The sequence below is a fragment of the Leptolyngbya sp. O-77 genome, assembly GCF_001548395.1.
Lineage (GTDB): Bacteria > Cyanobacteriota > Cyanobacteriia > Elainellales > Elainellaceae > Thermoleptolyngbya.
Genome location: NZ_AP017367.1, coordinates 721,635 through 748,278 on the forward strand (window position 1 = coordinate 721,635; position 26,644 = coordinate 748,278).

Here is a 26,644-nt window from a genome sequence, read left to right on the forward strand (position 1 = left end):
GATTTCGGATTTTGGATTTGGGAGCCAGGTCTTAGGCGACTTCCTGCCCTTCTCACCCACTATCCCCGCATTGGCATCAACCGTTCAAGCGCCAAGTCAGAGGCGGCTTGGGTGAGGCGGCTGAGGTCGGTGGGGTCGGGCAGATGGGGGATGAGGCCGAGGATGGGAACCTGGGTGAGGGACTGGATCAGGTCGGCAGGGGCCCAGTCGTCAATCTCCTGCTGGGTGCAGGGCGCAACGCAGTTTAAGACAATGCCCTTGATGTGGACGCGGGACTGGCGGGCCAGGGCGACGTTTGCCACGGCTTGCCCGATCGCCCCCAGTTTTACCGGCACGACAAGGACGGTGGGAATGCGCCAGTCCCAGGCGAGGTCGGCGACAGTCGTTTCGTGGGTAATGGGCGACCCCAGGCTGCCCAGCGCCTCAACTAGCACCCAGTCCTTTTGTTTGGAGAGGGTTTCAAAGGTGTGCCAGGCGCTATCGAGGCTGATGTGGCGACCTTCTTTGTTGGCGGCAATGGGCGGCGCTAGCGGCGAGTCAAAGTGGATGGGGTTGATCTCGCTGATGGACTGGTTGAGCGGGAAAAGGCGCTGATAGAGTTCCCGATCGCCCTTGCCAGACTGCACTGGTTTCATAATGCCGAGCGATCGCCCGCCGCTGTGGGCCTGCCAGTAGGCCGCCAGTGCCGAAATCAACACTGTTTTTCCCGTATCTGAATCCGTCGCTGCGATCAAAAGCGCACTCAAGACCAACTCCTAGTGACAATTTCTAGCTACTGATAAAAAAACTGGGGCAGAATGCTTCCCAGCAAAAACCTACATTATATCGCAGGGGTCAAGACAGTCCGAGAATGAATTTCAGATGCCCTTTGGGATACTCCTATCTGCATATCTGCAACGCAAGGCGCGTTGAATGGCTGACAGATTGGCGACGCGATGCCCGACAATTCCCGTATAGTGAAAACAGAATGACTGGCAGGAAAGCGTCATGTTTGGTTTGGGCTGGCCCGAGGTTGCCATTATTGCAGTCGTTGCAATTCTTATTTTTGGGCCCAAAAAGATCCCTGAGTTGGGTGGCGCTTTGGGCAAGACGCTGCGGGGCTTCAAGGAAGAGATGAGCAAGGTAAACGAAGAGGGCGATCGCGAACTGGAAGAATAGCCCCCAAAGTCCAGATTTGGCCGATCAAAGTGGCATTACCTCAGAGGCAATCCGAGAACGGATTGAGCGATCGCCGGATGCACTCGATATGGCAATTAGCAAATTGCTCTGCCAAGCGCGGGTAAAAGCCCTAAAAAGCCCCTGAAAAAAGCTCCTGAAAAAAGCCCCTGAAAAAAGCCATAGAAACTGTAAAGCTGCTGAACCCTGCCGCAGAGTCAGGGGTAATCTCGCTGGGAATGTTGCAAGTGCTTTTGGCAGTGCGACAGGTCAGTTCCGTTCGAGAAGGCATCATCGTGCAGCGGGCAGTCTTGCGTTTATCGCATCGAATAACTGGTTTTGTACTGATTTCGGACTGATTACGATCAGCAATCACTCATTGGGAACGTCGCCCATCTGCTCCAACAGACTTTTCCAACAGAAACCCTGGTGCATTGAGGAGCGAACGGGAACCTGCGATCGCCCAAATCCATCATATGTTCCGTCCTCTAGCGCTTTCGCTGGAAAAATCGAGGCTCCTCCAAGACATTACAGGTAATCAATCCTGCAATCGGGCAGTTTTCGGAAATCATGCTGTCAGGGGATAGAGCAAACTGACCCACACGCGCTAAAACATGAGGCGGCGAGGTTAACTGCCTCCTCTGCCCGTTTCTCTATTAGCTTTTACACTTCTTTATTTTTGGCGCTTCTTTCTCTGCCCTTCTGATTTCCTGATCTCAAAGCGCACGTCCCTTCAATCACTTTTCACCCAAACTTTCCTTTCAGTATGTCAACTCCCGGAAAACTCGATACCACCTTCAATGGCAACGGCCGCATCACCTTTGGGCTAGATGGCCTCGACCAGGCTCGCAGAGTGCTGGTTCAAGCCGATGGCAAAATTCTGGCGCTGGGCGACAGCAGTGGCAGCTTTTCGGCGGCCCGACTGACAGCGAATGGCTCCCTAGACAATAGCTTTGCGGGCAACGGCAGAACCGTGCTGAACTTCAGCGGCACGCAGGTTTTGCGCGATGCAGTGCTGCAATCCGACGGCAAGCTCATCATGGTGGGCGACAGCGATGGCGATTTTGGCATTGTCCGCTTCAATCTCAACGGTTCGCTTGACAGTTCCTTTGCCGGAAATGGCCGCCAGTCTACCAACTTTGGGGCTACAGAAACGGTTCAAAAAGTGTTGCTGCAAAACGACGGTCGCATTCTGGTGATTGGCCAAAGCAGCAGCACCTTTAGCGGCAACAGCTTTGCCGTGGCCCGCTATCGCACGGACGGTTCCCGCGACACGAGCTTTGACAGCAATGGGCGCAATTCGACCAACCTGGGAGCCACCGCGCAGGTCAGCGATGGGCTATTGCAAAATGACGGCAAGATTGTGGTGGCGGGCACCGACGGCTCGGCGTTTGCGCTGGTGCGCTATCGCACGGATGGGTCGATTGATCGAGACTTTGGCAGTCGGGGCATTGTGCGGACGCGCATCGGCAGTGGCACAACGTTTTCGATCGCCCAAAAGGTGCTGCTGCAAAACGACGGCAAGCTGATCGCCGTGGGGACGAGTAGCGATGATTTTGCGATCGCCCGCTATAACTCCGACGGGTCGCTCGACCGCAGCTTTGGGCGATCGGGCGTGCGAACTACTGATTTTGGCGGCTTCTTTACGACCGTCGATGCGGTGACAGATGCCGTGCTGCTGTCGGATGGCAAGATTTTGGTAGCAGGGACGAGCAGCGGACGGGTCGCCCTGGCGCGATACAACCGAGACGGCAGCCTCGACTCTAGCTTTGATGGCAATGGGCGCGTCACGACTAGCTTGGGCAACAACAGCACGGCAAAGAAGGTGTTGGTGCAACCCAACGGCAAGATTCTGGTGCTGGCGGTGAGCGATGGCAGGGCGGCCTTGCTGCGCTATAACAGCAACGGTTCCCTAGACAACAGCTTCGACGGCAACGGGCGCGTTACAACGGATCTGGATGCGGCAGACAATAATGCTGATATTGCGCTCCAGCCCGATGGCAACGTGGTATTGGTGGGAACCAATGTGGGCTTCTTTGACCGAGATTTTTCGGTGCGGCGCTATGTGGGCGATCGCATCGACGTGAGCCTGGGCACCCCCATCGAACCCATCGACTTTAACAACGGCCCAGCGGGCATCACCCGCAACGGCACCGCAGGCAACGACCGCATTGCGGGCACACCGGGCAACGACATCCTGCGCGGCAAACGGGGCAACGACGTGGTAGATGGCAAGCGGGGCAACGATCGCCTGTTTGGCAGTGAAGGCAATGACAGCCTGATCGGGCGAGACGGGCGCGATGAGCTGGTGGGCGGCAACGGCGACGACACGCTGAAGGGCGGCAAGCGCGGCGATATCCTGATTGGCGGGCGCGGAGCCGATGTGCTGTCGGGCGGGCAGGGCATCGATATGTTTGTCTATAACAACCTGAACGACGCAGGCGATATCATTACTGACTTTGAAGCGGTCGATCGCATTGACCTGCGCGGCATCTTCCGCAGCCCCACCTTCGCTGCGCCCAGCCCCACAGCTCAATACAACCAGTTCATTCGGCTGGTGCAAAATGGCGCGAATACGGAGGTGAAAATCGACCGCGACGGCAACGGGCTGCGGCTGGATTTCATAACGCTAGTGACGCTGCGAAACGTGTCGCTGGATGCGGTGCAGCCCAAAAATTTCGTGATCGCCTGATTCCCGTCTGGGAAAGCGCTGTTCTGTTCTAAGAATTTTGCGCTACGCTCTGAAGCGATCGCCCTTACATTCCTGCTTGTTGGGTGTGTAGGTGGGGCGATCGCTTTGCTATGTGGGTTTGCGGCTGGACTGTGGGTTCTCTGAGAAGGGCGATCGCCCAGCAGACCAGCCCTGGCGCAAACCCAACGTGCGAACCATTCATCGAGTAAAATTAGTACATTAGTACTTTACTCACTTCCCCCAAGCCCTATGGTGCAATATACGCTTGCCCAAAGCCCCGACATCATCCTGACCGTTCCCGGCAAGGACTCAGCCAAAGCCCGCGACAAAGCAATGGATCAGCTCATCGAGCTAATGGAATCCGGCAACTTGCCCACCGATCTATCCGACGGCTTCGGGCCGCACCAGTTTATCGAAGTCAAGGAGCCTGTGTTGACAAACACCGAAGACGAAGACGCAATTACTCAGGCCGTGCAGGTTCTCAGCAACCTGGCCACCCTGAAGCTGCGGGTGCAGGCCTCTCGTGCCGAAGCCCTGAAAATTCGCACCCAGATCGACACGCTGTTTACCGATGAGGTCGTCAGCGAAGAAGAAATCGCCAGCCTCAAAGAAGGCTTCAAAGTGCTAAAAACCTACGCCCAGGCAAACCTGCGCTATCGCGAAGCCCGCGCCCAGGCAGAGCAGGCGAGGACAGTGCTGGATCGAGCGCTGAAATCGGAAGCAGAGAAACCATAGCCGATGGGCTGGATCGGGGGCGGCTCCGCTACCGTAGGCTGAATAGTGGGATCTGTGAGCAATAGGAAATTGGTAGGCTGGAATCAGGCTCAGCCCTTCAGCCCTGAGCGATCAAGACCCCGTTTAACCTGGTTAGCGCTATGCACATTCACACCCTGGAACCCTGGCAACACCCGCACGACTTTTTGCTCCGTCAGGATCGGGCAGAACGCAAGACCCAAATTGTGCTGGTTCTGACTGCTGTCACGATGATTGCTGAGATTGCAGCGGGAACCCTGTTTGGCTCCATGTCGCTGCTGGCCGATGGATGGCACATGGCCACCCACGTTGCAGCGTTTGGGATTACGGTTTTTGCATACCAATACGCCCGGAAACAGGCCAACAATCCCCAATACACCTTTGGCACGGGGAAGGTTAGCGTGCTGGGTGGGTTTACGAGTGCGATCGCCCTGGCGGTGGTGGCACTGCTGATGGCGATCGAGTCGGGATATCGGCTGTTTCAGCCCCAGGAGATTCAATTTAATGAAGCCCTCTGGGTGGCGCTGCTGGGGCTGGGGGTGAACTTGGTCAGCGCTGTTCTGTTGCAAGATTCCCACGACCATTCCCACGATTATTCCCACGATCACTCCCACGATTATTCCCACGATTATTCTCATCGTCATTCCCACGACCCTGCTGCCCATTCTCACCAGCCGCATCTTCCGCAAGAGAGGGCGCACTCGTTCCATACCGACCACAACTTGCGGGCCGCCTATGTTCACGTTTTGGCAGATGCGCTGACCTCGACGCTGGCGATCGCCGCTCTGTTAGCGGGCAAATTTGGCGGGTGGACCTGGCTCGATCCAATCATGGGAGTCGTCGGCGCAGGAGTGATCGCCAGATGGGCCTATGGTCTGATCCAAGAAACAGGAGCCATTTTGCTAGACGGCGCAACCGATCGAACCGTTCGGCTAGACCTGATCAGCGCCATCGAAGCCGATGCGGACAATCGGGTGGTCGATTTGCATGTGTGGAACGTCAGCCCGGTGCATCTGGCCGCCACCGTTGCGCTGGTTACCCACGAGCCGCAGCCGCCGGAGCATTACAAAAACCTGCTGAAACATATCCCTGCGCTCTCTCACGTCATCGTCGAAGTGAACCCCTGCCAGGGAGAGGCCTGTATGAGTCTGCCGTCTAAAGCGCTGTGAGGCTGCATCCTCAGCCCAAACGCCTTTTAGGACGTTGCTATTCCAAAATGCCCATGCCTTCGAGGTGTCGAAAAAGGCTGGCATCGAGGTAATTAATCCGTGCTAAGGGAGCCAGGGCAGCGAGGACTTGCTGACCGTAGCTGCGGTAGTTGACGCGGGTATCGAGCAGGGCGACTACACCTTGAGACTCGCGGGCGGGGGCGATCGCCCGTTGCAGTTCGCTCAGGGCTTCGGGCAGCAGATACAGACGAAACCAGTCCTGGCGCTGCTGTTTGTAGTAGGCAACGCGGCCAGACACCAGCGGCTCCTCCAACGAGGGAATCGGGAGCGTGGTAATCACCAGCAGGCTGGGCGCGGGCAACACGGCCTGCTGCTCTCGCCAAAACTCCCAGCCGCAGACCAAAATGCCGCGCTCATCCAGACAGGTTTTTTCCACCTGCACGCGGGAGCCGTACTCTGCTGCCAGTTGCGACCCGAGCTGCGATCGCAGCGGCACGTCGCCCACCAGCACCACCGTCAGCCCCTGCTGCGCCACGCTGGCCGCCAGCATCGCCCGCAGTTCGCTCATCAGCGCGGGCTGAAACTGGGGCGTGTTGGGCAGCGGAAAGCGATCGGGCAGGTAGAGGTGAATCAGCTCATGCTGGCGATCGGGCGAAAACTTGAGACAGGTCACGTCCTCCAGCCCAATTCGCTGTCGATAGATCTCCGCATCGGTTTCCTGATCTACTGCGCCGCCTACCAAGACGACGGGCTGCTGCGTCCATACTGGGTGCAGGAATTCTGCTAGGTCTGCGGGCGCACAGGCGATCGCAAACTGACCCAGCCGACGGTTTACATCTGCCCAAAGCATCTGTGCTGGCTGTTGATAGTGCTGCCAAAACTGTCGCCAGACATCGGGCAGTGCTGTGGTTTCCTCCGCAAGCCGCTGCGCCAGTTCGGTCAGCACCTCTAGCTCAGTTGCATCCAGCAGATAGCACTCGTAGGGATTCGCTGGATGCTGAAACAACTGACGGGTCAGCCGCACCCGCGCATCTCGAATTGGCTCTGTTTGGCTGGGACAGGCCAGCATCAGCGCGTCCCAGTCGGCAGGACGGAGCGTAATGGTTAACTCTTGCCGGGCCCAGCGCTCTAGATCGTCTGCTCCGTCAAAAATGGTTGGCACTGCTGCGGGAAAGCGTTCCTCATTTCGCAGCCGATCTGCCAGCCAAGACTGGGGCGTGGTCAGCAGCAAACCCTGAAACCCGTCCTGTGGGAGGCGATCGCCCGCGCGAATGGCCTTGGTCGCCGGAATCCACTGGCGCAACCGGGGAATCTCCACCATCAGCAGGCGCTGCTGCACTGCCTCCGGAGCCACCAGCACCGTCGCTTCGGGCCACAGCAGCGCGGGCATCAAATAGCTCAGTCGATAGCGCCCGTGATAGCCCGACGGCGCACCCGCCTGCACCAGCGCACTGCGCCCCAGTCGCAGGGCCCGCGCCACCAGCCGCGCCATCGTCAAATGATGGGGCCAGTAGGGTTCGCCCTGCGCCCGCAAAAACGCCCGTAGCTGTTGATGAACCTCGACCTCGATCACGCGCTGGTCTCATTCTCCGGTGAACTGTCCTTCATTGTGACATACTCACCCATCCCGTCACCCCATCCCGCTGACCCGCTAGAATAACGGGGCTGTTCCCTTACCGAACGGAGCGCGGGCTGTGAAGATTGGCATTATTGGGCTGGGGCTGATTGGTGGGTCGCTGGCGTTGGACTGGCGATCGCTCGGCCACACGATTTTGGGCATCAGCCGTCGGGCGGAAACCTGTGAGCGGGCGATCGCCCTGGGGGTGGTGGATCGGGCGAGTCCTGACCTAGCGCTGATGGCAGAAGCAGCGGTGGTGGTGCTGTGTACGCCGCTGGGGGCAATGACGGCAACGGTGGAGGCGCTGCTGCCCCACTTGCAGCCCGATGCCATCTTGACGGATGTGGGATCAGTGAAGCAGCCGATTGTAGAGGCGATCGCCCCCCGCTGGCCCCACTTTGTCGGTGGACACCCAATGGCGGGCACGGCCGAAAGCGGGCTGGAGGCCGCCCAGCGCCATTTATTTGTCGATCGCCCCTACGTGCTGACCCCCATCGACAGCACCCCACCCGCCGATTTGGAAACAGTTGCGGAATTGGTGCGATCGCTCCAGGCGCGGTTGTATCAGTGCCCGCCCGTCGCCCACGATCGCGCCGTTGCCCTGATTTCCCATCTGCCTGTCATGGTCAGCGCGGGGCTGATTGCGGCTTGCCTCGCGGAACCCGATGCAGCGGTGCTGCAACTGGCACAATGCCTTGCCAGCTCTGGCTTTGCCGATACCAGTCGGGTGGGCGGCGGCAACCCCGAACTGGGCGTGATGATGGCGAAATATAACCAGACGGCGCTGCTGCACGGGCTGCATCAATACCGCGATCGCCTCGACCAAATGATTCACCACGTCGAAACCCAAAACTGGCCAGCCCTGGAAGCGCTCCTCCAGCAAACGCAGCAGGCCCGCCCCCAGTTTCTTCGCTAGCCTGCTGGTCAGTCTTCGCTATCCAGATTGCAGCCTCAAGATTGCAGCAGGGCGATCGCCGCTTCGCACCAGGCGAAAAGGGCTTTTTGGGCGCAGAGAGCTTCTTTCGGCTATTTCCACTGGGCGTGATGATGATGTCCTATTGGCGATCGTTTGAAGACCTGGAACGGTTTGCTCGCAGCCCCGCCGAGCCACACCTCCCTGCATGGCAATCGTTTAACAAAGCCGTCGGCAGCGATGGCAGCGTCGGCATCTGGCACGAAACCTATCTGATTCAGCCGGGGCAATACGAAGCGATCTATGTCAATATGCCTGTCTTTGGGCTGGGGACGGCGACGGAGCATATGCCCGTGGGTCAGCGGGGAGAGCGGGCGCGGGAGCGGGTAAAGTCAGCGGGATCATGGGAGGATGAGATGAGGTAAAAAACACAATCCCTCTCCCGCTCCTCATCGCCTTATCCCAAAAACCATGCTCACCTCGACCCAAGAACTCCTGGAGACAGCGCGGCGCAATGCTTACGCCATTGGTGCGTTTAATGTCTATAACCTGGAGGGCGTAAAGGCGGTGGTGGAGGCGGCGGAGGCGTTGCAAAGTCCGGCGATGCTGCAACTGCATCCGAGTGCGCTGAAGTATGGGCGATCGCCCCTCGTTGCGCTCTGTCTCGAAGCAGCACGAGCCGCATCGGTTCCAATTTCAGTCCATCTCGACCACAGCACCTCAGCTACCGACATTCAGGACGCACTGACGGCGGGGATGCGCTCGGTTATGGCGGACGGGTCGCCCCTGCCCTACGCCGAGAACCTTGCCTTTACCCGCGACATGACGGCCTTGGCGCACCGCTATGGCGCGGTGGTCGAGGCGGAAATCGGGCGGATCAGCGGCACCGAAGACGGGCTGACCATTGCCGAAAAGGAAGCCAAAATGACTGACCCGGATCAGGCGGTGGAATTTGTGGCGGCGACGGGGGTAGACGCGCTGGCGGTGACGATTGGCAACGTCCACGGGGAATATAAAAGCCCGCCCCGGCTAGACTTTGATCGGCTGGCGCGAATCCGGCAGCGGCTCTCGATTCCGCTGGTGCTGCACGGCGCATCGGGCTTGCCCGCAGAGATGATCAGCCGCTCGATTCAATTGGGGGTGTGCAAGTTTAACGTCAATACTGAGGTGCGGCAGGCGTATATGGCGACGCTGGCGGGGCAGGTCTGCGGCGACTATGAGCGAGACTTGCTGGATGTCACGCGAGAGGCGATCGCCGCCATGCGATCGGTCATCATGGAAAAGATCCGTCTGTTTGGCTCCGACGGCAAAGCCCATCAGCATCAAACTCCCTACGCCGCCATGCTCCTCCAGGCTCAGTCCTAGTGTGTGTTTTAAAAGCGTCCGAAAAATCAACTTTTAAGACAGAACCTAACCCCTAACCCCTGCCCCCTCCCAAATGCTTCATCTGCGCGACGTTAGCTATCATCCCGCCACCACGCCCAGCCCGATTCTGAATAACATCAGCCTGGATATGGCTCCGCAGCAGTTGGGCCTGATCGTGGGGCCGAGCGGCTCTGGTAAAAGCACGCTGCTGGAAATCCTCAGCGGGCTGGCCAAGAAAACGTCGGGCACGATCCGCTGGCGCGACCAGGACTTGAACCCGGAGTATCTGCGGGAACTGGCGGGGCTGGTGTTTCAGTTTCCAGAGCGGCACTTTTGCGGCAGCACGATTTTGGAAGAACTGCGGCTGGGCCATCCCGAACTGAGCCGCGATCGCCTCCATCACGCGCTCCAGGAAGTAGGGCTGGATCACCTGTCTTTGGGCACGTCGCCCCGCGACCTCAGCGGGGGCCAGCAGCGGCGACTGGCCCTTGCTGTGCAATTGATTCGCCAGCCCTTTTTGCTGCTGCTCGACGAACCCACCGCTGGGCTGGACTGGTCGATGCGGCAGCAGTTGGTGAGCGTGCTGGCGCGGCTCAAGCAAGACTGGTGTCTGCTGGTGGTGTCTCACGATGCCAGCGAACTGGCGGCGATCGCCGACCGCTGCTGGACGCTGCACCACGGCCAACTCCAGCCCGTCGAACCGTCCCTTTTCATCACTGCCAGCGCCTAACTGCCAACGCCTAGCCGCCGACTGCGATTCCTTTAGCATGAGCTAGCATGAGCCACGCTGCGTCATTCCCTACGCTCCCCACCCTGCCCGAACTGTGGCAGACAACCCTCGGCTGGCAGCCCACTCCCGCCCAGCAAGACCAATTCCAGCAGCTTTATAGCCACATCCTCGACGGCAACCAGCGCCTCAACCTGACCCGCATCACCGACCCCGAAGAGTTTTGGGAAAAGCATCTGTGGGACTCGATGAGTGGACTGGTGGGGGTTCGGGAGTGGGGGCTGGGAGTCCGGGCTTGTGAGAGGCGCAGCACATTTGAGACTCCTCCAGCACTCCCATCCTCCCAGCAGCTGATCGACATCGGCACCGGCGCAGGCTTCCCCGGTATTCCTGTCGCGCTGACCTTGCCCCAGGCTCAGGTAACGCTGCTGGATTCGACGCGCAAGAAGCTGGCGTTTTTGGAAACGGTGCTGGTGCAGGTGGGGGTGCAAAATGCCCAGACCCTTTGCGATCGCGCTGAATCGGTGGGGCAAGCTCCGCAACACCGCGAACAGTATGACGGGGCGCTGCTGCGGGCAGTGGCTCCGGCGGCGGTGTGTGCCGAATATGCGCTGCCGCTGCTGAAGCTAGGCGGGGTGGCGGTGCTGTATCGCGGGCAGTGGAGTGAGGCGGAAACTGCTGCGCTGAGGCCGGTGCTGAGGATATTGGGCGGGGAACTGGAGGCGATCGCCCCCTTCACCACGCCGATCAGCCGTGCCGCCCGCCACTGTTTGTATTTGCGAAAAACTGCGCCTACCCCGGCGGAGTTTCCCCGTCCGGTTGGGGTTCCCAGCCAGAAGCCCCTGGAATAGCGCTGGATCGGCGGTTAGGAATCTGGAGTCGCCACCATAATGCGATCGCGCCCAGACTGCTTGGCTCGATAGAGCGCCTGATCAGCAGCGGCAATCAGTTGGTCGGGTTCTCCGTCGAGTTGGGGAATCAGCGTGGCAATGCCCTGGCTCAGCGTGACAATGGGCGCAGCCGAAGACGCGGCGTGGGGCAGGGCCAGAGCTTTGATATTTGCTTGAATATCTTTTGCGACCTGCTGCGCTCCTTCGCTGGCGGTGTTGGGCAAGATGATTGCAAACTCTTCGCCGCCATAGCGGGCTACCAAATCTACAGCGCGTTTTGCAGCCGCGCTAATTACACTGGCAACTTGTCGGAGGCACTGGTCGCCTTCCTGGTGGCCATAGATATCGTTGTAGGCTTTGAAACAATCGACATCGCAGAGAATCAAAGAGAGGGGCTGCTGTTCGCGCAGCATGTGCTGCCATTCTTGCGCCAGATATTCGTCAAAGCGGCGACGATTGGCGACCTGAGTTAGTCCATCGGAGTGAGCGAGTCGTTTTAGCTCCAGGTTTGCAGCCTGGAGGGCGGCTTCGGCGGCCAGGCGATCGCGCATTTCCTGTTGCAGCCGCTCGTTTTGCGCCTGGAGCTGCTGCTGGAGTCGGCGCAGGGTGAGGTGCGTTTCGACTCGCGCCACCACTTCCTGTACATGAAAGGGTTTGGTGATGTAGTCCACCCCGCCTACTGCAAAGGCTTTTACTTTGTCTACGACCTCGCTGAGGGCGCTGACAAAGATGACAGAAATATCTCGCGTGCGCTGATCCGACTTGAGCTGTTCGCAAACCGTAAAGCCGTCCATTTCGGGCATTGAAATGTCGAGCAGCACCACTTCGGTTCGCGTAGCGCGGGCGATCGCCAATCCCAAAGCCCCGCTGTTTGCAGCTCTCACTTCATACCCTCTGCGCCGCAGCAAGCTGGTTAACAACTGTAGATTGGCGGGTGTATCGTCCACAATCAGAATATTAATCACATCGACATCGGGTGCTTCCATGACAGACCCGCCAAGCTTATTGCTAAAAGACGCTGCGTTAGATTTTTTCAAATGCCCTCTGATAAACTACTAGAGCTTTCAGACAAGATTTAGCCTCTTGAGCGCAGGATACCGGAGAAATAAACCATTTTGCTGTCTGACGGGGAGCGATTCAGCATGGGTCTGTTGCAGTCGTAGGGGGTTTAATCTGCTACAGCACTTTCTTGCGGGATGAGGCACACGCTGCCCTCACGAGGCAAGGGCTGATTGACCATCCATGTGCCTCACTAGCTTCAAAAATGCTGTATCGAGACCGTGATGTATATTCCCTCATTACCATAGAGTTCCCGATACTCTGTATGAGTTTGCAATAGACTGTTTAAGTTCCTCATATCTGTTCCGCTTCGTTCCTCAAATTTAGTTCATCTCAATCGCACACGCTCTAGGAGTCGATAGAACTACGGTGTCTCAGGTTGTCTTAGAAAATCTCTACAAAAGCTTTCAGAAGGGCAAAGCTGAGGGCGAATCCCAAGCGGGTTCGTCGGCGGTGCTGCGACGCATCAACCTGACTGTGCGCGATGGGGAATTTATGGTGCTGGTGGGGCCAAGCGGCTGCGGCAAAAGCACGCTGCTCCGGCTGATTGCAGGGCTAGAAACGGCGACGGCTGGAAATATTTTTGTGGGCGATCGCCTCGTCAACGACCTGCCGCCCAACCAGCGCGACATTGCGATGGTGTTCCAGAGCTACGCGCTGTATCCCCACATGACCGTGTATGACAATCTGGCCTTTGGGCTGCGGCGGTCGGCAAGCTCCCTGGCCAATGCCGAAACGTCCGATCAGCCTTCTTTGTGGCAAAACTGGCTGGTGGCGGCGACTCGTCCGCTGCCCAAGGGCTTGCGCTATCTGACCGAGCGAGAACGGGCGATCGCCCAGCGGGTGCAGACGGTGGCCCAGATGCTCCAGATCGAACCCTTGCTCAACCGCTTGCCCAAGCAGCTTTCGGGTGGGCAAAAGCAGCGGGTGGCGCTGGGGCGGGCGATGGCGCGAAATCCGCAGGTGTTTCTGATGGACGAGCCGCTGAGCAATCTGGATGCCAAGCTGCGAACGGAGACCCGCGCCCAGATTGTGAATCTCCAGCGCAAGCTGGGTACGACGACGATCTACGTGACGCATGATCAAACAGAGGCGATGACGATGGGCGATCGCATTGCTGTACTGAATGCGGGTCAGATCCAGCAAATCGCCACGCCGCTGGAACTGTATAATCGTCCAGCGAATCGATTTGTAGCAGAGTTTATCGGGTCGCCGCCGATGAATTTTCTGCCCGTGCAGGTGCAGCCGCCGCTGGTCATTGCCCATCCCCAGTTCCGCATGACGCTGCCCGAAAGCTGGGAACTGCTGCTGCGGCCTTATGCAGGGCGATCGCTCGTCCTGGGCATTCGGCCCGAACACCTCAACCTCAGCCTACCTGCTCCGAAAAACCTGCCCGGCCGCGTCCGCCGTATCGAGGCGCTGGGAGCCGACACCTTTCTCAGCATCAGTATTCACGAACCGGGCAGCGAGGAACCCTGGCTGCAAGTCCGCATTGAACCCGATCGCGCCGTTGCGCCTGGGGATGAGGTGTGGCTGTCGCTGATGCCTGATAAGCTGCACCTGTTTGACCCCGATACGGGCGAAGCGCTACGGCCAGGATAGCGGCTCCGCAGGCAGCCCAGAAGCCTGCGTTCCAGAAGGGCGCGATGGGGGGGCAACGGATGGGGCGGCTAGCTGCTGGACTGTTCGCTGCTGGGGCGATTCCCGTGGAGATCGCTTCGCGAATCGCCCGACTCAACTGCCTTGATTTGTTTCAATGGAATCTTAATCACAAACTCTGCCCCGTTGCCCGGTTCCGAGTGGCACTCTAGCGTTCCGCTGTGGCGTTCGGTCACAATCTGGTAGCTGATCGACAGCCCCATGCCCGTGCCCTTGCCAACGGCCTTGGTGGTGAAAAACGGGTCGAATAGCCGCTGCCGAACGGCTGCGGGAATGCCAGGGCCGTTATCGGAGATGCGGATAAACACCCACTGTCCGTTCAGCAAATCGGTGCGGATCTGGATGCTGGGTTTGCGAGTTTTGTCCTGAAATGGGCTATTGGGCTGGGCGATCGCCTCTTCCAGCGCGTCGATGGCATTGCTGAGGATGTTCATAAACACCTGGTTGAGCTGGCCCGCGTAGCACTCGACATGGGGCAATTTGCCATATTCCTTGAGGACAAGAATTTCGGGGCGATCGCTCTTGCCTTTGATCCGATTTTGCAGAATCATCAGCGTGCTGTCGATGCCGTCGTGGATATCGACTGACTTGAACTCGGCTTCGTCCATGCGGGAAAACGTCCGCAGCGACGCGACAATTTTCTGAATGCGTTCTGCTCCAACGCGCATCGAAGAAATTAGCTTGGGCAAATCTTCTAGCACGAAGGGCAGGTCGATGGCATCGGCTTCCGCCTGAATTTCGGGATGGGGCGTGGGATAGTGCTTCTGATAGAGGTCTAGCAGCCCCAGCAAGTCCTGGGTGTAGCCGCTGGCGTGAGACAGGTTGCCGTAGATGAAGTTCACGGGGTTGTTAATCTCATGCGCCACGCCAGCCACAAGCTGCCCCAGGCTCGACATTTTTTCGGCTTGAATCATCTGCGCCTGGGTGCGCTGAAGTTGCTGTAGCGCATTCTGGAGTTCTTCGCTGCGCTGGCGGAGGGTGGCTTCGGAGCGTTCTAGCTCTAGCTGAGCCTGCTTGCGCTGGGTGATGTTGTTCATTACACCCAAAATGCGATAGGTTTTACCCTCGACATCTTTTAGGGGAATGCTGTGATCTTCTGCAAAAATATAGCTGCCATCCGCACGAGCGAACCGGTATTCAGCATGGTAAGGTGTATGCCTCTGGACTGCCTGCTCGATTAGCATGGCAACTCGGGTTCGGTCATCTGGATGTACCCTTTCCAAACACCTATGCAGATTGACTTGCTGAAATTCCTCTGGTGTGTTGCCGGTCATCTGGGCGATCGCCCCCGCCCAGCGGATTTTTCCGCTTGCCAAATCATAGTCATAGATCAACTGCCCGGTTTGCTCAGCCACCAGGCGGAATCGCTCCTCGCTCTCTCGCAGCGCCGCCTCGGCCTGACGAAACTCACGGATGTCGCGCATTACCGTAGATAGGTAATCAACCTGCCCTTCGGCGTTTTTGTGGGCAATAATCAGTTGCGAAACGGGAATCTCTTCACCAGTTCTGTCAAGCACAGCCGTTTCGCCCAACCAGGTGCCGTCTCGCAGTGCTGCGGGAATGCCCTCGGTCATGATCTTGCGATTGGCCCAGTCAGGATGCCAATTTGCGATCTGTTGCTTGCCTATCACGGCATCTTCTGTCAGCCCTGCAACTTGCCGAAACGCACGGTTGAGGTACAGGGAAGTGCCATCGGGAGCAGCGGTGCCGATCAGGTCGGGACTGGCTTCTAGCAGGTCGATCAAGCGCGATCGCTCTTGCTGCATCTGCTTTTCGCGGGTGATGTCGCGAGCGGTGCCTGTGCTGCCCAAGATGTTCCCTTGGTCGTCGCGCAACACTGCCGCGCTAAACAGCAGCGTCACCCGCTGACCGTCCTTCGTAAGATACACCGACTCGTGGTTCAGCACCGATGTTCCAGAAACCACCCGTCGAAAGATTTCCCGATCTCGCTCTAGCTGGCCCGGTGCCAAAAAGTCGCTAAAGGGACGACCGAGCATTTCTTGAGGCTCGTAGCCCAGAATGGTGCGGGCGGCAGCATTTACAAAGCTAAAGCAGCCCTCGCGATCGCACGACCAGATTAAATCCTGCGACGTTTCTACCAGCAGTCGATAGCGGTTTTCACTGGCCGTCAGCGCATCTTCGGCGTTGCGGCGGTCGGTGATATTGATCGTGGTGCCAATGATGCGATAAATCTGCCCTTCCGCATTCCGAATTGGCGACAGGGTAGTGTCAAACCACTGGATATCGCCATCGGGATAGCGAATCCGCTCTTCGTAGGAAATTGAGATGCCCGCTCGAACACAGCGCTCATAATTTTTCTGAAAGCCTTCGGCTTGAACCGGGTCAAAAATTTCTGCCAGCGTCTTATTTCTAAAGGCTTGCTGGGGAATGCCCGTGATACGAGTCAGTGTGGCGTTGCAGTCTACGACTCGAAACGCTCCCTCTGGGCTGACATCTATGACAAAAATACCCTGCTCAGTGCCGTTGTAGATGCTGCGGAGGAATTGCTCTTGCTCCCTGAGTTCGGCTGTGCGAGCTTCGACCCGTTCTTCGAGTTCTGCCTTGGCCTGCTCTAGGGCAAGTTCTGCCCGTCGCCGATCGGTAATGTCACGGGCTGTCACAATGATGAAGCGCCGGCCCTTGGCATCTTGAAAGCACGTTTTTCGATCGAGGATGTAGCGGACTTCCCCATTAGGCAGCGTGGCAGTGTGTTCAGCTAGATATTCTTCTCCAGCTACTAATATGTGTTGATCGACCTGTCGCAGGCAATCGGCTTCTGCGGATGGAAACAGGTCATAGTCCGTTTTGCCAATGATTTCGCTGCGATCGCGCCCAAGCTGCCGACACAGCGCATCGTTGACCAAGACAAACCGAAACTGCTCATCTTTGACCACCATTAGGTCGGGGTTGCCGTTGATCACGCTGTCGAGAAATTTTTCTGAATCTCGTAGACGCTCCTCAGTTTGGCGGCGATCGCTCACATCGCTCACCATTGAAATAATGCCAATTACCTCATCGTTAGAATTTACCAGTGGTGTGTTGAACCATTCGCAGGTAATGGTGCGGCCATCTTTGGTCTGGTTTTCGTTAATGCTGTGAGTCCCGCTCTTTTGATTTAAGATCTGCCTCACGATTTCGTTGACCAGATCAAGCTGGGACTCTGGCAGGATGAATTCGTTGGCGTTGCGTCCCAGGATTTCCTCAGCGCTGAACCCAAAAATTCGCTCTGCGCTGGCATTCCAGCTTATGACTTTGAGATCGGTGTTCCACTCAATCACGGCCATCGGGCTGCGGTCGATCAGCAACGAAAGCTTTAGCTCCAGATCGAGTGATGCCTTGCAGGGGTCAGATTGGGCTGGTTTGGGTGGTTTACTAAAATCTTGAACGGAGGGATAGGCTGGCTGGCTCGGCTGAAACCCCTGAGATTCGGAAGGCTGGGAGGTCATAACTGGCTGCAAAAGTTAGGCGAACAAAGCGTGAGAGATTTAGGAAGATTCAGGGCTAGGTTGACTAGGGGCGCTGGAGAGGGCGCTGGGGGCGATCGCCTTAAGGTACGAAGTAAATGATCCTAAAGTTAAGAAAACTTGCTACTCAGAATTCCCAAATCGATTGACCAATTTACCTTGAGCCTTACGGAACAATTGAAATCTGTCTATAGGCATAAAGCTGGCAAAAATTTGGACTGACGGCGTGATTTGGGCTGCGGGGTGCTGCCGGAATCTCCACAGCCTATGCCCAACTGCTCAGCGTTCGAGGCGGGCTAGGTGACCCGCTGACAAATCTGGAGATGATGATAAAAGCACAGTCTGTTTTGCGAGAAACCCTCTACAATGTTCTGGATTTCCGCTAGTTCCCCAGGCTGCCGCTATGCCCCGCCGTACTGATATCCGCAAAATTCTTCTAATTGGCTCTGGCCCCATCGTCATTGGGCAAGCCTGCGAGTTTGACTATTCTGGCACCCAGGCCTGCAAAGCGCTGCGCGACGAAGGCTACGAAGTGGTGCTGATCAACTCCAATCCGGCAACCATCATGACCGACCCAGAGACAGCCGATCGCACCTATATTGAGCCGCTGACACCGGAGATAGTGGAAAAGGTGATCGAAAAAGAGCGTCCTGATGCGCTGCTGCCGACGATGGGTGGGCAGACGGCGCTGAACCTGGCGGTGGCGCTGGCTAAAACCGACGTGCTGGAACGCTACAACGTAGAGCTAATCGGTGCAAAGCTGCCTGCTATTGAAATGGCGGAAGACCGCAAGCTCTTTAAAGAGGCGATGGCGCGGATTGGCGTGCCCGTGTGTCCGTCGGGGTTGGCGCAAACCATGAACGAGGCGCGGGCGATCGCCCAGGAAATCGGCTCCTATCCGCTGATTATCCGCCCCGCCTTTACCCTCGGCGGCACGGGCGGCGGCATTGCCTACAACCAGGAAGAGTTTGAGGAAATTGCTCAGTCGGGTCTAGATGCCAGCCCGGTGTCGCAGATTCTCATCGAAAAGTCACTCTTGGGCTGGAAGGAATACGAACTGGAGGTGATGCGCGACCTAGCAGATAACGTTGTGATTATTTGCTCGATTGAAAACTTCGACCCGATGGGCGTTCACACGGGCGACTCGATCACCGTTGCTCCGGCGCAAACCCTGACGGATAAGGAATATCAGCGGTTGAGGGATGCATCGATCAAAATCATCCGCGAAATCGGAGTGGAAACGGGTGGGTCGAATATTCAGTTTTCGGTGAACCCAGAAACAGGCGAGTTTATCGTGATTGAGATGAACCCTCGCGTGTCGCGCAGTTCGGCGCTGGCCTCCAAGGCGACGGGCTTCCCGATCGCCAAAATGGCGGCGAAGCTAGCCGTCGGCTACACGCTGGACGAAATTCCCAACGACATTACCAAGAAAACGCCCGCCAGTTTTGAACCCACGATTGACTACGTGGTGACGAAGATTCCTCGCTTTGCCTTCGAGAAATTTCCCGGCTCCCAGCCCGTGCTGACAACGCAGATGAAGTCCGTGGGCGAAGCAATGGCGATCGGGCGGACGTTCCAGGAGTCGTTCCAAAAAGCGCTGCGATCGCTCGAAACAGGCCGTGCGGGCTGGGGCTGCGACAAAAACGAAAAACTGCCCAGCTTGGAGCAAATTCGTGCGGGTTTGCGGACTCCGAACCCGGATCGGGTGTTCACATTGCGCCACGCCATGCTGATGGGCATGACGGTGGAGGAAATCTACGAACTCACTGCGATTGACCCGTGGTTTCTCGACAAGCTGGCAGAACTGCTGGAAACCGAGAAATTCCTCAAGCGCACGCCGCTGCTGCAAATCACCCAGCCGCAAATGCTGGCGATCAAGCAGCAGGGCTTTAGCGATCGCCAAATTGCCTTTGCCACCAAAACCACCGAAGACGAGGTTCGCGCTTTCCGCAAGTCTCTGGGCATTGTTCCCGTCTACAAAACTGTAGACACCTGCGCCGCCGAGTTTGAAGCGCTAACGCCCTACTATTACTCGGCCTACGAAACACCTGTCGAAGTGGTCAATGGAGACGCAGGTTCGGAACAAGCCGCCGCAACCGAGTCGGAGGTCTTGCCCTCAACCCGGCGCAAGGTGATGATCTTGGGCGGCGGGCCCAACCGCATCGGGCAGGGCATCGAGTTTGACTATTGTTGCTGCCATGCTTCCTTTGCGCTGCGGGCAGAAGGGTTTGAGACGATCATGGTCAACTCCAACCCGGAGACGGTCTCCACAGACTATGACACGAGCGATCGCCTCTATTTTGAGCCGCTGACGAAAGAGGACGTGCTAAATATCATTGAGGCAGAGCAGCCCGCTGGCATCATCAACCAGTTTGGCGGTCAGACCCCGCTCAAGCTGGCCCTGCCGCTCAAAACGGCGCTGCCCCTCTGCGATTCGCCCGAAACCAAAATCTGGGGCACTTCTCCTGACTCCATTGATACGGCCGAAGACCGGGAAAAATTCGAGAAAATCCTGCGCGATCTAGACATCCGCCAACCCGCCAACGGCATTGCCCGCAGCACCGCCGAAGCGCTAGATGTGGCGAAAAAAATTGGCTATCCCGTGGTGGTACGCCCCAGCTACGTGCTGGGCGGACGGGCGATGGAAATCGTCTATTCCGACCAGGATCTAGAGCGCTACATGACCTACGCGGTGCTGGTGGAGCCGGATCACCCGATCCTGGTCGATCAGTACCTGGAAAATGCGATCGAGGTGGATGTGGATGCGATCGCCGATGCCACTGGCCAGGTCGTTATCGGCGGCATCATGGAACACATCGAGCAAGCGGGCATTCACTCTGGCGACTCTGCCTGCTCGATTCCCACCGTCACCCTCGGACCCGACACGCTGGAAACCATCCGCACCTGGACGACGAAACTCGCCAAAGCGCTAAACGTTGTCGGCCTGATGAACGTGCAGTACGCCATCCAGGGCACGGTCGAGGGCGATGTGGTCTACATTTTGGAAGCCAACCCCCGCGCCTCGCGCACCGTGCCTTTCGTTTCTAAGGCGATCGGCAAGCCCCTGGCCAAGCTGGCCTCGCTGGTGATGTCGGGCAAGACCCTGGCGGAGCTAAACTTCACGCAGGAAATCATTCCCCAGCACATTGCGGTGAAAGAGGCCGTGCTGCCCTTTTCCAAGTTCCCCGGCACGGATATTATTCTTGGCCCCGAAATGCGCTCCACGGGCGAAGTGATGGGCATCGACACCGACTTTGGCAAAGCCTTTGCCAAGGCAGAGCTAGCGGCTTCGCAGGTGTTGCCATTGGGAGGCACGGTCTTCGTTTCGATGAACGACCGCGACAAGCAGGCTGCTGTGCCTGTGGTGAAGGATTTGCAGGCCTTAGGGCTGCACGTTGTGGCGACGGAGGGGACTCGCCGCGTCCTCAAAGAAAATGGACTGGATGTGGATCTGGTGCTGAAGGTGCATGAAGGTCGTCCCAACGTGATGGATTCCATCAAAAACCAGCAGATTCAGCTTGTGGTCAACACGCCCTTGGGCGAAACGGCTCAGGTGGACGATCGCGCGATTCGCCGCACTGCCCTGTCTTATAAAATTCCAGTTGTCACCACAATTGCCGGAGCTAAGGCCAGCACGGCTGCGATTCGCTCCCTCCAGTCTGAGCCGCTAGAGGTCAAGGCGCTGCAAGATTATATGAGCTAGCTGCCACGCCGAAACCGTTACTCTAGCAAGCCGCTCTAACTGAAAGCTGAAAGAGGTCTTGAACCGGGATTCCAATTCAAGACCTCTCGTTTTTATATCTGTCTATGTCCTGCGCTTCTGGAGAAGCTGCCCAGACGCTTGCAATTTTCTGGAACACAGGAGAACCGAGTGAGCCATCTACAAACTCGCATTACAATTTGCAGGAATTTGTAAAAGTAGTGTGAACTCTGGCAGGAACGGCTTTTCTAGAGGGCGATGAGACTTGTATGATTCAAGCTCAGCGTAGATATTAAAGTGAAATTAAAACAAACACTACTGCGGAGTGCCATCCCTTAGCCTCAGTTCTCTACTTTTCGACCGTCTCTTGGTGAAGAGTTTCCGCCTGGTCTTCTTCGGGGAAATAGGTGTCTACATCCCACGGATCGTCTGCCACAATGTCTTGACGAATCCACAATTTCAGGCGATGCCACAGGCTTGGCTTTCGACCTGCCTTTTGATTTGGAAAGAGGGTGTTGCTAGGGGTGTTTGAGTTCATGGTTAAACGTGAGAGTGTCTGAACTTAGAGCGGGACTTCTCGAAACTGTCTTAGAAAGTTCAGCTTAGAGAGTTCAAAGAGCGGTCATCGAATCTTCTGAGTCTTAAATTCTGAGTCTCAAATGTTGGATGCTCGACCAGCGCACCGTGCGAGAACTCGCCCTTCAGAGGAGCTGTGAGCGCCTTAGCGAGATAAATCCATCTGCGGCGGCTGAAATGTGCCTTCAGCTTCTCGCAAGCTTAGCTAGCCAAACCAGGGACTAAACCGCTGATCTGACTGCACCCATACGTTAGACCTCTTTAGACTTATTCTATCCTTGCTAGGTTTGACCGGACAAAACCAGTCTGTCCAAGCAAAATTGTCAGAACGCAGCCTGTAGACGCAGCGTTTAGCCAGTTTCGATGCGTTTCAAAAACAGCGCTCAGCACTGACCACTGAAAAGAATCAGCGGCAAGGTGCTGATTCTGTCGTGCAAAGTGCCAAAGCAACCGCACGACCTGTGAATGAGTGACCCAGACAAAATAGCGAAATCAGCCTGCTGTTGAACGGTCACCAAGCTGGACAAGCTTGGCGGGCGATCGCCAGCGGCTTCAGTCATCATAACCAAGACCAGTAGCAACACTGAAGGAAGGCGTAGTGATCGAAACTTTTAGTATTAAGCAGAGTTTATTTTGGGATGTCAAGCAAAACTCGTACTTCTACGGTTGAGATTCGTCGTCTTCATCTGTTCTTTATACTAAGCCCACTGCATCAGTCCTTCTGCTGCATGGCTTTCAGAAGCAGCACTGGTTTTCCATAAAAAACATTAAGAAAATTTCACTTCGGTCATGAAATCCGCAAAAAGCAAGTACGGCCGCCTTCCGATGGCGACCGTACTCGAAATTGAAGGCTTATAAGTTAAAGACCTACAAATACCAACCTAAAAGCTACGCCATGCTGTTTTCGATCGCCCAGCGAGCCAGTTCAGTGCGATTGTGGAGTCCTGTTTTGCCCAGCATGTTGCTGACGTGGCTTTCAATCGTTCTCTGGCTTACGTTCAGCTTCTCGGCAATTTCTCGGTTTGCCATGCCCTGGGCGACAAACTGCACCACCCGCAGCTCGGTCGGCGTTAGCTCAACGTCGAAGGGCACCTGAATTTTGGGGGCGCTGTCCAGCCCTTTGTCTTGCCGCTGAATCAATCGAGAGGCTTGCTTGAGAGAAGACTCTACCTGGGCCACCAGTTCTTCTGGCTCGAAGGGCTTCACCATATACACGTCAGCGCCAGTGTTCAAGCCCTTGATTTTGTCCTGGCTCTGCCCTTTCGCAGAAAGAAACAGCACTGGAATCCAGCTCGTGCGTGGATCTTTTCTGACTTGCTCTACCAGCGAGTAGCCATCCATCTGCGGCATCATCACATCGCAGATGATCATGTCTGGTGTCTCTCTTTGCAGCACTTCTAGCGCTTCTTGACCATTTTCTGATGTGATGACCTCATACCCCCGAAACTCTAGATAATCCTTCACGAGCAAAATGAGGTTTGGGTCGTCGTCAATTAGTAAAAGTCGCTTGTGCTCTCCCACACTGGCTTCCTTTGTCATGCTACATCACTCGCCATGCCTGAGTTGAGATGAATCGTGCTAATAAATAATACCCAGTAGATCCACAGAGCGCACAATTTAGCCCAAGAACCTGAAGAAACTTTGCACTGCCTGACTTTGCGCTGAAGTCAAGGCTTTTTGAAGACATTTAGCCCTTCAGTAGACCTGTCTACATCATACTGAGCGCAAGCGGGAAATCCGCATAGTTAAGCAATGTTGAAATTAATAGATTAATCTTTGCTTTCTGACTGTAGCGCGTTCAGATTTGGTCTGCCATGTGTTTTCAATTCATCAGATGTGGAAGGTAGCGGGTGAACCAGGAAGGCGTAGTCATGAACGATTTGATTGCCAAGCAGATGCTTCTGGATAATTTCTTCAATCACAGTTGGGGTGGCGCTGTGATACCACACCCCGTCGGGATAGACCACCAAAATGGGGCCTTGCTGGCAAACTCGCAGGCAGTTGGCTTTAGTGCGAAAAACGCAGGTGGGGCGATCGCCCGTGGGTTGGTCTAGCCCCAATTCCTTTAGCCGCTTTTTTAGATAATCCCACGCCACCAGGCTGTCGCCTTTGTCGCAGCACTTGGGCACGCTCTGATCAGCGCAGATAAAGACGTGGCGCTCGATTTGTGGCAGATGGAGCGCCGCGACACAGGTAGAGAGGGGGGTAGTCATAGGAGGGACGGTTAAGGGGGATCGAGTGATAAGGGGTGAGAGAGGGAAAAAACGAAGAATGAAGAACGAAAAACGGAACCTCTTCGTTCTTCTCTCTTCGTTCTTCTCTCTTCATTCTTCTCTCTTCGTTCTTCTCTCTTCATTCTTCGCTCCAACACTCCTTAAGCTAGGGAGTGTAATCAATTAAGTAAGCTGTAATCAGCAGTGATTCAGCTATCTGACGATTATGACAACCCGACGCTACGCCCTGCGCGATGACCAATGGGAACGGCTCCAAGATTTGCTCCCTGGACGAGCGGGGGCGGTGGGAGTCACAGCAAAGGATAATCGTCTGTTTGTCGAGGCAGTGCTATATCGATATCGAGCCGGCATTCCCTGGCGAGACTTGCCAGAGCGGTTTGGTCATTTTCGCAAGGTTCACACCCGCTTTCGGCGCTGGGCAAAGACGGGCGTATGGCAACGGGTGTTTCAGGTGCTGTCTGAAGATGCAGACAACGAATACGCCATGATCGACACCACGATTGTGCGTGCTCATCAGCATAGTGCTGGGGCAAAGGGGGGGATGCCAATGCCCAAGCCATTGGTCGTAGTAAAGGGGGATTGAGCACCAAGATTCATGCGACTGTCGATGCACTGGGCAATCCGACAGGCTTTCACCTCACACCCGGGCAGGTCTGTGACCTTGATGGGGCTGATGTGCTGCTAGAGAACATTCAAGCTGATACAGTCCTGGCTGACAAAGGATATGACGCAGACCAACGGGTGGTTGAGCGACTCCAACAACAGGGCAAGGCTGCTGTGATTCCGCCCAAGCGAAACCGCAAGACACCGCGTGAATACGACAAGGAGCTATACAAAGCGCGGCATCTGATTGAGAACTTCTTTGCCAAACTCAAGCAGTATCGAGCGATTGCGACACGCTATGACAAGTTAGCCGAGACGTTTCTGAGTGCAATTTACATGGCGGCTGCCCTTATTTGGCTTAATTGATGACACGCCCTAGTAAGTTATAGGCTCATCATAGAAATCGGGGTACCAGAACCATCGGTTACATCAATAGGTGGACTACGGAAACCGGGAGCTACACGCTGTATTAATCGGTGGGGCAAACAATTTGTCGAAGATTGACCGGAATTAGTGCTTAATTCCCTTTAGAGATGTCCCTTTAGAGATACCTCAGCCCTTCTCCTATTTTCGTTAGTCAGTTAGGATTGTGGGCACACTAGGGCTAACTTAGCTCTTTGATAGCAGCTTGCGCGTCGTCAGGGTTGTTTCTGCTAGCTTGGGCTGATCTAAGTTGCTCGTGTTGGATTTAACCGATACATCCGGCTTCTCGTTGCTGGACAGGATACTTAAGAACGCATTTGCTTTGCGCCAGGCCTTGCTGAACTTCGGCAGCAATACTCCTTGCATCATTGGAGTGTAGATAGGGGGACGACCCCAAAGGAGAACTTGCTGAACTTCGGCAGCAATACTCCTTGCATCTCTGTGATTGCCTAGATTCAGTCTGTCGTTGCTCTCGTCTAACCTAGATTAAATCTGGAGGTTAATGTGAGTCTCTTCGAGAAAATTCGAGGTGAGTTTGTAGACATTATCGAGTGGTTGGACTCTACCAACGACACGATGGTCTATCGCTTCCAGCGATACAACAACGAAATCAAAATGGGGGCAAAGCTAACCGTACGCCCTGGACAAAAGGCAGTATTCGTCAACGAAGGCCGTATTGCTGACTGCTTCGAGCCGGGGATGTATACGCTGTCAACCCAGAACCTGCCCATTCTCACGACACTGATGGGTTGGCCCTATGCCTTCAACTCTCCGTTCAAGGCAGAAGTTTACTTCTTCAACACTCGAATTTTCACGAACCTCAAGTGGGGGACTTCTAACCCCATCCTGATCCGAGATGCTGATCTCGGCCCTGTTCGCTTGCGAGCCTATGGCACCTATAACGTGCGGATTGTCAAGCCTGAGGTTCTGCTCCAGGAACTCGTCAGCACCGATGGACTCTTTCAGGTCGATGAGGTCAGCGATCATATCCGCAATATGATTATCACGGCCTTTACCTCCGCTATCGGAGCAGCCCAAATCCCTCTATTTGATCTCGCATCTCGCTATAGGGAGATTAGCGACACTATCCGCTTGAATATGCAGCCAGAGGTGCAGCAGTTCGGTTTGGATCTCACTCAACTGCTGATTGAAAATATCTCTCTGCCACCAGAGGTGGAAACTGCTCTCGACAGGCGGGCTTCCATCGGGGTCTTGGGCAATATGCAGCAATATACCCAGTATCAGGTTGCCAACTCTATTGAACAGTCCGCCCAAAATCCAAGCGGCGGGAACTCCTTCTTGGAGTTGGGAGTTGGGCTGGCAATGGCGCAGCAGGTAACTAATGCGCTGCACCCCAACGCTGCTCCGCCCCAGGCAGCAGCCCCACCGCAGCCAACTGCTCAGCCCCAGCCGGCAGTTCCACCCGCAGCAGCTCCACCGCCCCCCCCGCCCCCCCTGCGTCCCAGTGGGTACCTGTCCCGATATGGGCAAACGTTCGGGCCGTTTTCAGTGAATCAGCTTCTTCAGCAGGGGCTGACGGCTCAGACCTATGTGTGGCGAGCAGGGATGAGCGGCTGGCAGTTTGCAAACGCAGTTCCAGAACTAGCTGCTTTGCTTCCACCATCACCCGCCGCCTAGTGTATA

The 26,644-nt window shown here is 56.2% G+C and carries 21 protein-coding genes; 13 read left to right on the forward strand and 8 right to left on the reverse strand.

What is annotated here, in order from left to right; genetic code table 11:
- Positions 1 to 59: 59 nt before the first annotated feature.
- Positions 60 to 746: a dethiobiotin synthase gene (bioD, locus tag O77CONTIG1_RS03120; RefSeq protein ID WP_068507976.1), complete on the reverse strand. Its 687-nt coding sequence runs from the start codon at positions 744 to 746 to the stop codon at positions 60 to 62.
- 241 nt (positions 747 to 987) lie between these two features.
- Between bioD and tatA the strand changes: the two genes are divergently transcribed.
- Entirely contained in the window at positions 988 to 1,158 is a 171-nt protein-coding gene (gene tatA, locus O77CONTIG1_RS03125) for a twin-arginine translocase TatA/TatE family subunit (protein ID WP_068507978.1), read from the forward strand.
- A gap of 763 nt (positions 1,159 to 1,921) precedes the next feature.
- Complete coding sequence (locus O77CONTIG1_RS03130; protein ID WP_068507980.1) at positions 1,922 to 3,847, forward strand: hypothetical protein; 1,926 nt, start codon at positions 1,922 to 1,924, stop codon at positions 3,845 to 3,847.
- Positions 3,848 to 3,911: 64 nt separating this feature from the next.
- Here O77CONTIG1_RS03130 and O77CONTIG1_RS24130 read toward each other — a convergent pair whose 3' ends face one another.
- Positions 3,912 to 4,049 carry a hypothetical protein gene (locus O77CONTIG1_RS24130; protein ID WP_156434890.1) on the reverse strand — a complete coding sequence of 46 codons (138 nt, stop codon included), beginning with the start codon at positions 4,047 to 4,049 and terminating at the stop codon, positions 3,912 to 3,914.
- A 47-nt stretch (positions 4,050 to 4,096) separates the two neighbouring features.
- On the opposite strand from O77CONTIG1_RS24130, the gene O77CONTIG1_RS03135 reads away from it, so the two are divergent.
- Positions 4,097 to 4,582: a hypothetical protein gene (locus tag O77CONTIG1_RS03135; RefSeq protein ID WP_068507981.1), complete on the forward strand. Its 486-nt coding sequence runs from the start codon at positions 4,097 to 4,099 to the stop codon at positions 4,580 to 4,582.
- A gap of 140 nt (positions 4,583 to 4,722) precedes the next feature.
- Entirely contained in the window at positions 4,723 to 5,769 is a 1,047-nt protein-coding gene (dmeF, locus tag O77CONTIG1_RS03140; protein WP_068507983.1) for a CDF family Co(II)/Ni(II) efflux transporter DmeF, read from the forward strand.
- A gap of 37 nt (positions 5,770 to 5,806) precedes the next feature.
- On the opposite strand, the gene O77CONTIG1_RS03145 is transcribed toward dmeF, so the two are convergent.
- The gene (locus tag O77CONTIG1_RS03145; protein ID WP_068507984.1) at positions 5,807 to 7,342 is read right to left on the reverse strand and encodes a helicase C-terminal domain-containing protein; all 1,536 of its coding nucleotides are present in this window, start codon (positions 7,340 to 7,342) and stop codon (positions 5,807 to 5,809) included.
- A gap of 121 nt (positions 7,343 to 7,463) precedes the next feature.
- Here O77CONTIG1_RS03145 and O77CONTIG1_RS03150 point away from each other — a divergent pair, with 121 nt between their 5' ends.
- The 5 genes from O77CONTIG1_RS03150 (at position 7,464) to rsmG (ending at position 11,243) form a co-directional block, all read left to right on the forward strand.
- Positions 7,464 to 8,303, forward strand: coding sequence for a prephenate/arogenate dehydrogenase (locus O77CONTIG1_RS03150; RefSeq protein ID WP_068507987.1), 840 nt, complete (start codon positions 7,464 to 7,466; stop codon positions 8,301 to 8,303).
- Positions 8,304 to 8,344: 41 nt separating this feature from the next.
- Positions 8,345 to 8,725 carry a DUF4188 domain-containing protein gene (locus O77CONTIG1_RS23240; protein WP_286132512.1) on the forward strand — a complete coding sequence of 127 codons (381 nt, stop codon included), beginning with the start codon at positions 8,345 to 8,347 and terminating at the stop codon, positions 8,723 to 8,725.
- Between the two features lie 46 nt (positions 8,726 to 8,771).
- The gene (locus O77CONTIG1_RS03160; RefSeq protein ID WP_068507988.1) at positions 8,772 to 9,665 is read left to right on the forward strand and encodes a ketose-bisphosphate aldolase; all 894 of its coding nucleotides are present in this window, start codon (positions 8,772 to 8,774) and stop codon (positions 9,663 to 9,665) included.
- A gap of 73 nt (positions 9,666 to 9,738) precedes the next feature.
- Complete coding sequence (locus O77CONTIG1_RS03165; protein WP_068507990.1) at positions 9,739 to 10,395, forward strand: ABC transporter ATP-binding protein; 657 nt, start codon at positions 9,739 to 9,741, stop codon at positions 10,393 to 10,395.
- 47 nt (positions 10,396 to 10,442) lie between these two features.
- Positions 10,443 to 11,243 (forward strand): 16S rRNA (guanine(527)-N(7))-methyltransferase RsmG, encoded by an 801-nt coding sequence (gene rsmG / locus O77CONTIG1_RS03170; protein ID WP_068507992.1) that lies wholly within the window; start codon positions 10,443 to 10,445, stop codon positions 11,241 to 11,243.
- A 14-nt stretch (positions 11,244 to 11,257) separates the two neighbouring features.
- Here rsmG and O77CONTIG1_RS03175 read toward each other — a convergent pair whose 3' ends face one another.
- Positions 11,258 to 12,268, reverse strand: coding sequence for a diguanylate cyclase domain-containing protein (locus tag O77CONTIG1_RS03175; RefSeq protein ID WP_068507993.1), 1,011 nt, complete (start codon positions 12,266 to 12,268; stop codon positions 11,258 to 11,260).
- A 442-nt stretch (positions 12,269 to 12,710) separates the two neighbouring features.
- Here O77CONTIG1_RS03175 and O77CONTIG1_RS03180 point away from each other — a divergent pair, with 442 nt between their 5' ends.
- Positions 12,711 to 13,943 (forward strand): ABC transporter ATP-binding protein, encoded by a 1,233-nt coding sequence (locus tag O77CONTIG1_RS03180; protein WP_068507995.1) that lies wholly within the window; start codon positions 12,711 to 12,713, stop codon positions 13,941 to 13,943.
- A gap of 68 nt (positions 13,944 to 14,011) precedes the next feature.
- Here O77CONTIG1_RS03180 and O77CONTIG1_RS03185 read toward each other — a convergent pair whose 3' ends face one another.
- Positions 14,012 to 17,446, reverse strand: a complete 3,435-nt coding sequence (locus O77CONTIG1_RS03185; protein ID WP_068507996.1) for a PAS domain S-box protein — start codon at positions 17,444 to 17,446, stop codon at positions 14,012 to 14,014.
- A gap of 421 nt (positions 17,447 to 17,867) precedes the next feature.
- Between O77CONTIG1_RS03185 and carB the strand changes: the two genes are divergently transcribed.
- On the forward strand, positions 17,868 to 21,167 hold the full coding sequence (gene carB, locus O77CONTIG1_RS03190; protein WP_068507998.1) for a carbamoyl-phosphate synthase large subunit: 3,300 nt from the start codon (positions 17,868 to 17,870) through the stop codon (positions 21,165 to 21,167).
- A gap of 346 nt (positions 21,168 to 21,513) precedes the next feature.
- On the opposite strand, the gene O77CONTIG1_RS03195 is transcribed toward carB, so the two are convergent.
- The 3 genes from O77CONTIG1_RS03195 to O77CONTIG1_RS03205 form a co-directional block, all read right to left on the reverse strand.
- Entirely contained in the window at positions 21,514 to 21,702 is a 189-nt protein-coding gene (locus O77CONTIG1_RS03195) for a hypothetical protein (RefSeq protein WP_068508000.1), read from the reverse strand.
- A 926-nt stretch (positions 21,703 to 22,628) separates the two neighbouring features.
- Entirely contained in the window at positions 22,629 to 23,261 is a 633-nt protein-coding gene (locus O77CONTIG1_RS03200) for a response regulator transcription factor (protein WP_317134199.1), read from the reverse strand.
- A 248-nt stretch (positions 23,262 to 23,509) separates the two neighbouring features.
- Complete coding sequence (locus O77CONTIG1_RS03205) at positions 23,510 to 23,953, reverse strand: (2Fe-2S) ferredoxin domain-containing protein (RefSeq protein WP_068508005.1); 444 nt, start codon at positions 23,951 to 23,953, stop codon at positions 23,510 to 23,512.
- A gap of 226 nt (positions 23,954 to 24,179) precedes the next feature.
- On the opposite strand from O77CONTIG1_RS03205, the gene O77CONTIG1_RS23245 reads away from it, so the two are divergent.
- Positions 24,180 to 24,943 (forward strand): IS5 family transposase gene (locus O77CONTIG1_RS23245; RefSeq protein WP_410503485.1). Its coding sequence is split into 2 segments (ribosomal slippage): positions 24,180 to 24,510 and positions 24,510 to 24,943, totalling 765 coding nucleotides; the frame shifts between segments, so codons are not numbered across the junction.
- Positions 24,944 to 25,504: 561 nt separating this feature from the next.
- Positions 25,505 to 26,638, forward strand: coding sequence for an SPFH domain-containing protein (locus O77CONTIG1_RS03225; protein WP_068508011.1), 1,134 nt, complete (start codon positions 25,505 to 25,507; stop codon positions 26,636 to 26,638).
- The last annotated feature ends 6 nt before the right edge of the window (positions 26,639 to 26,644 follow it).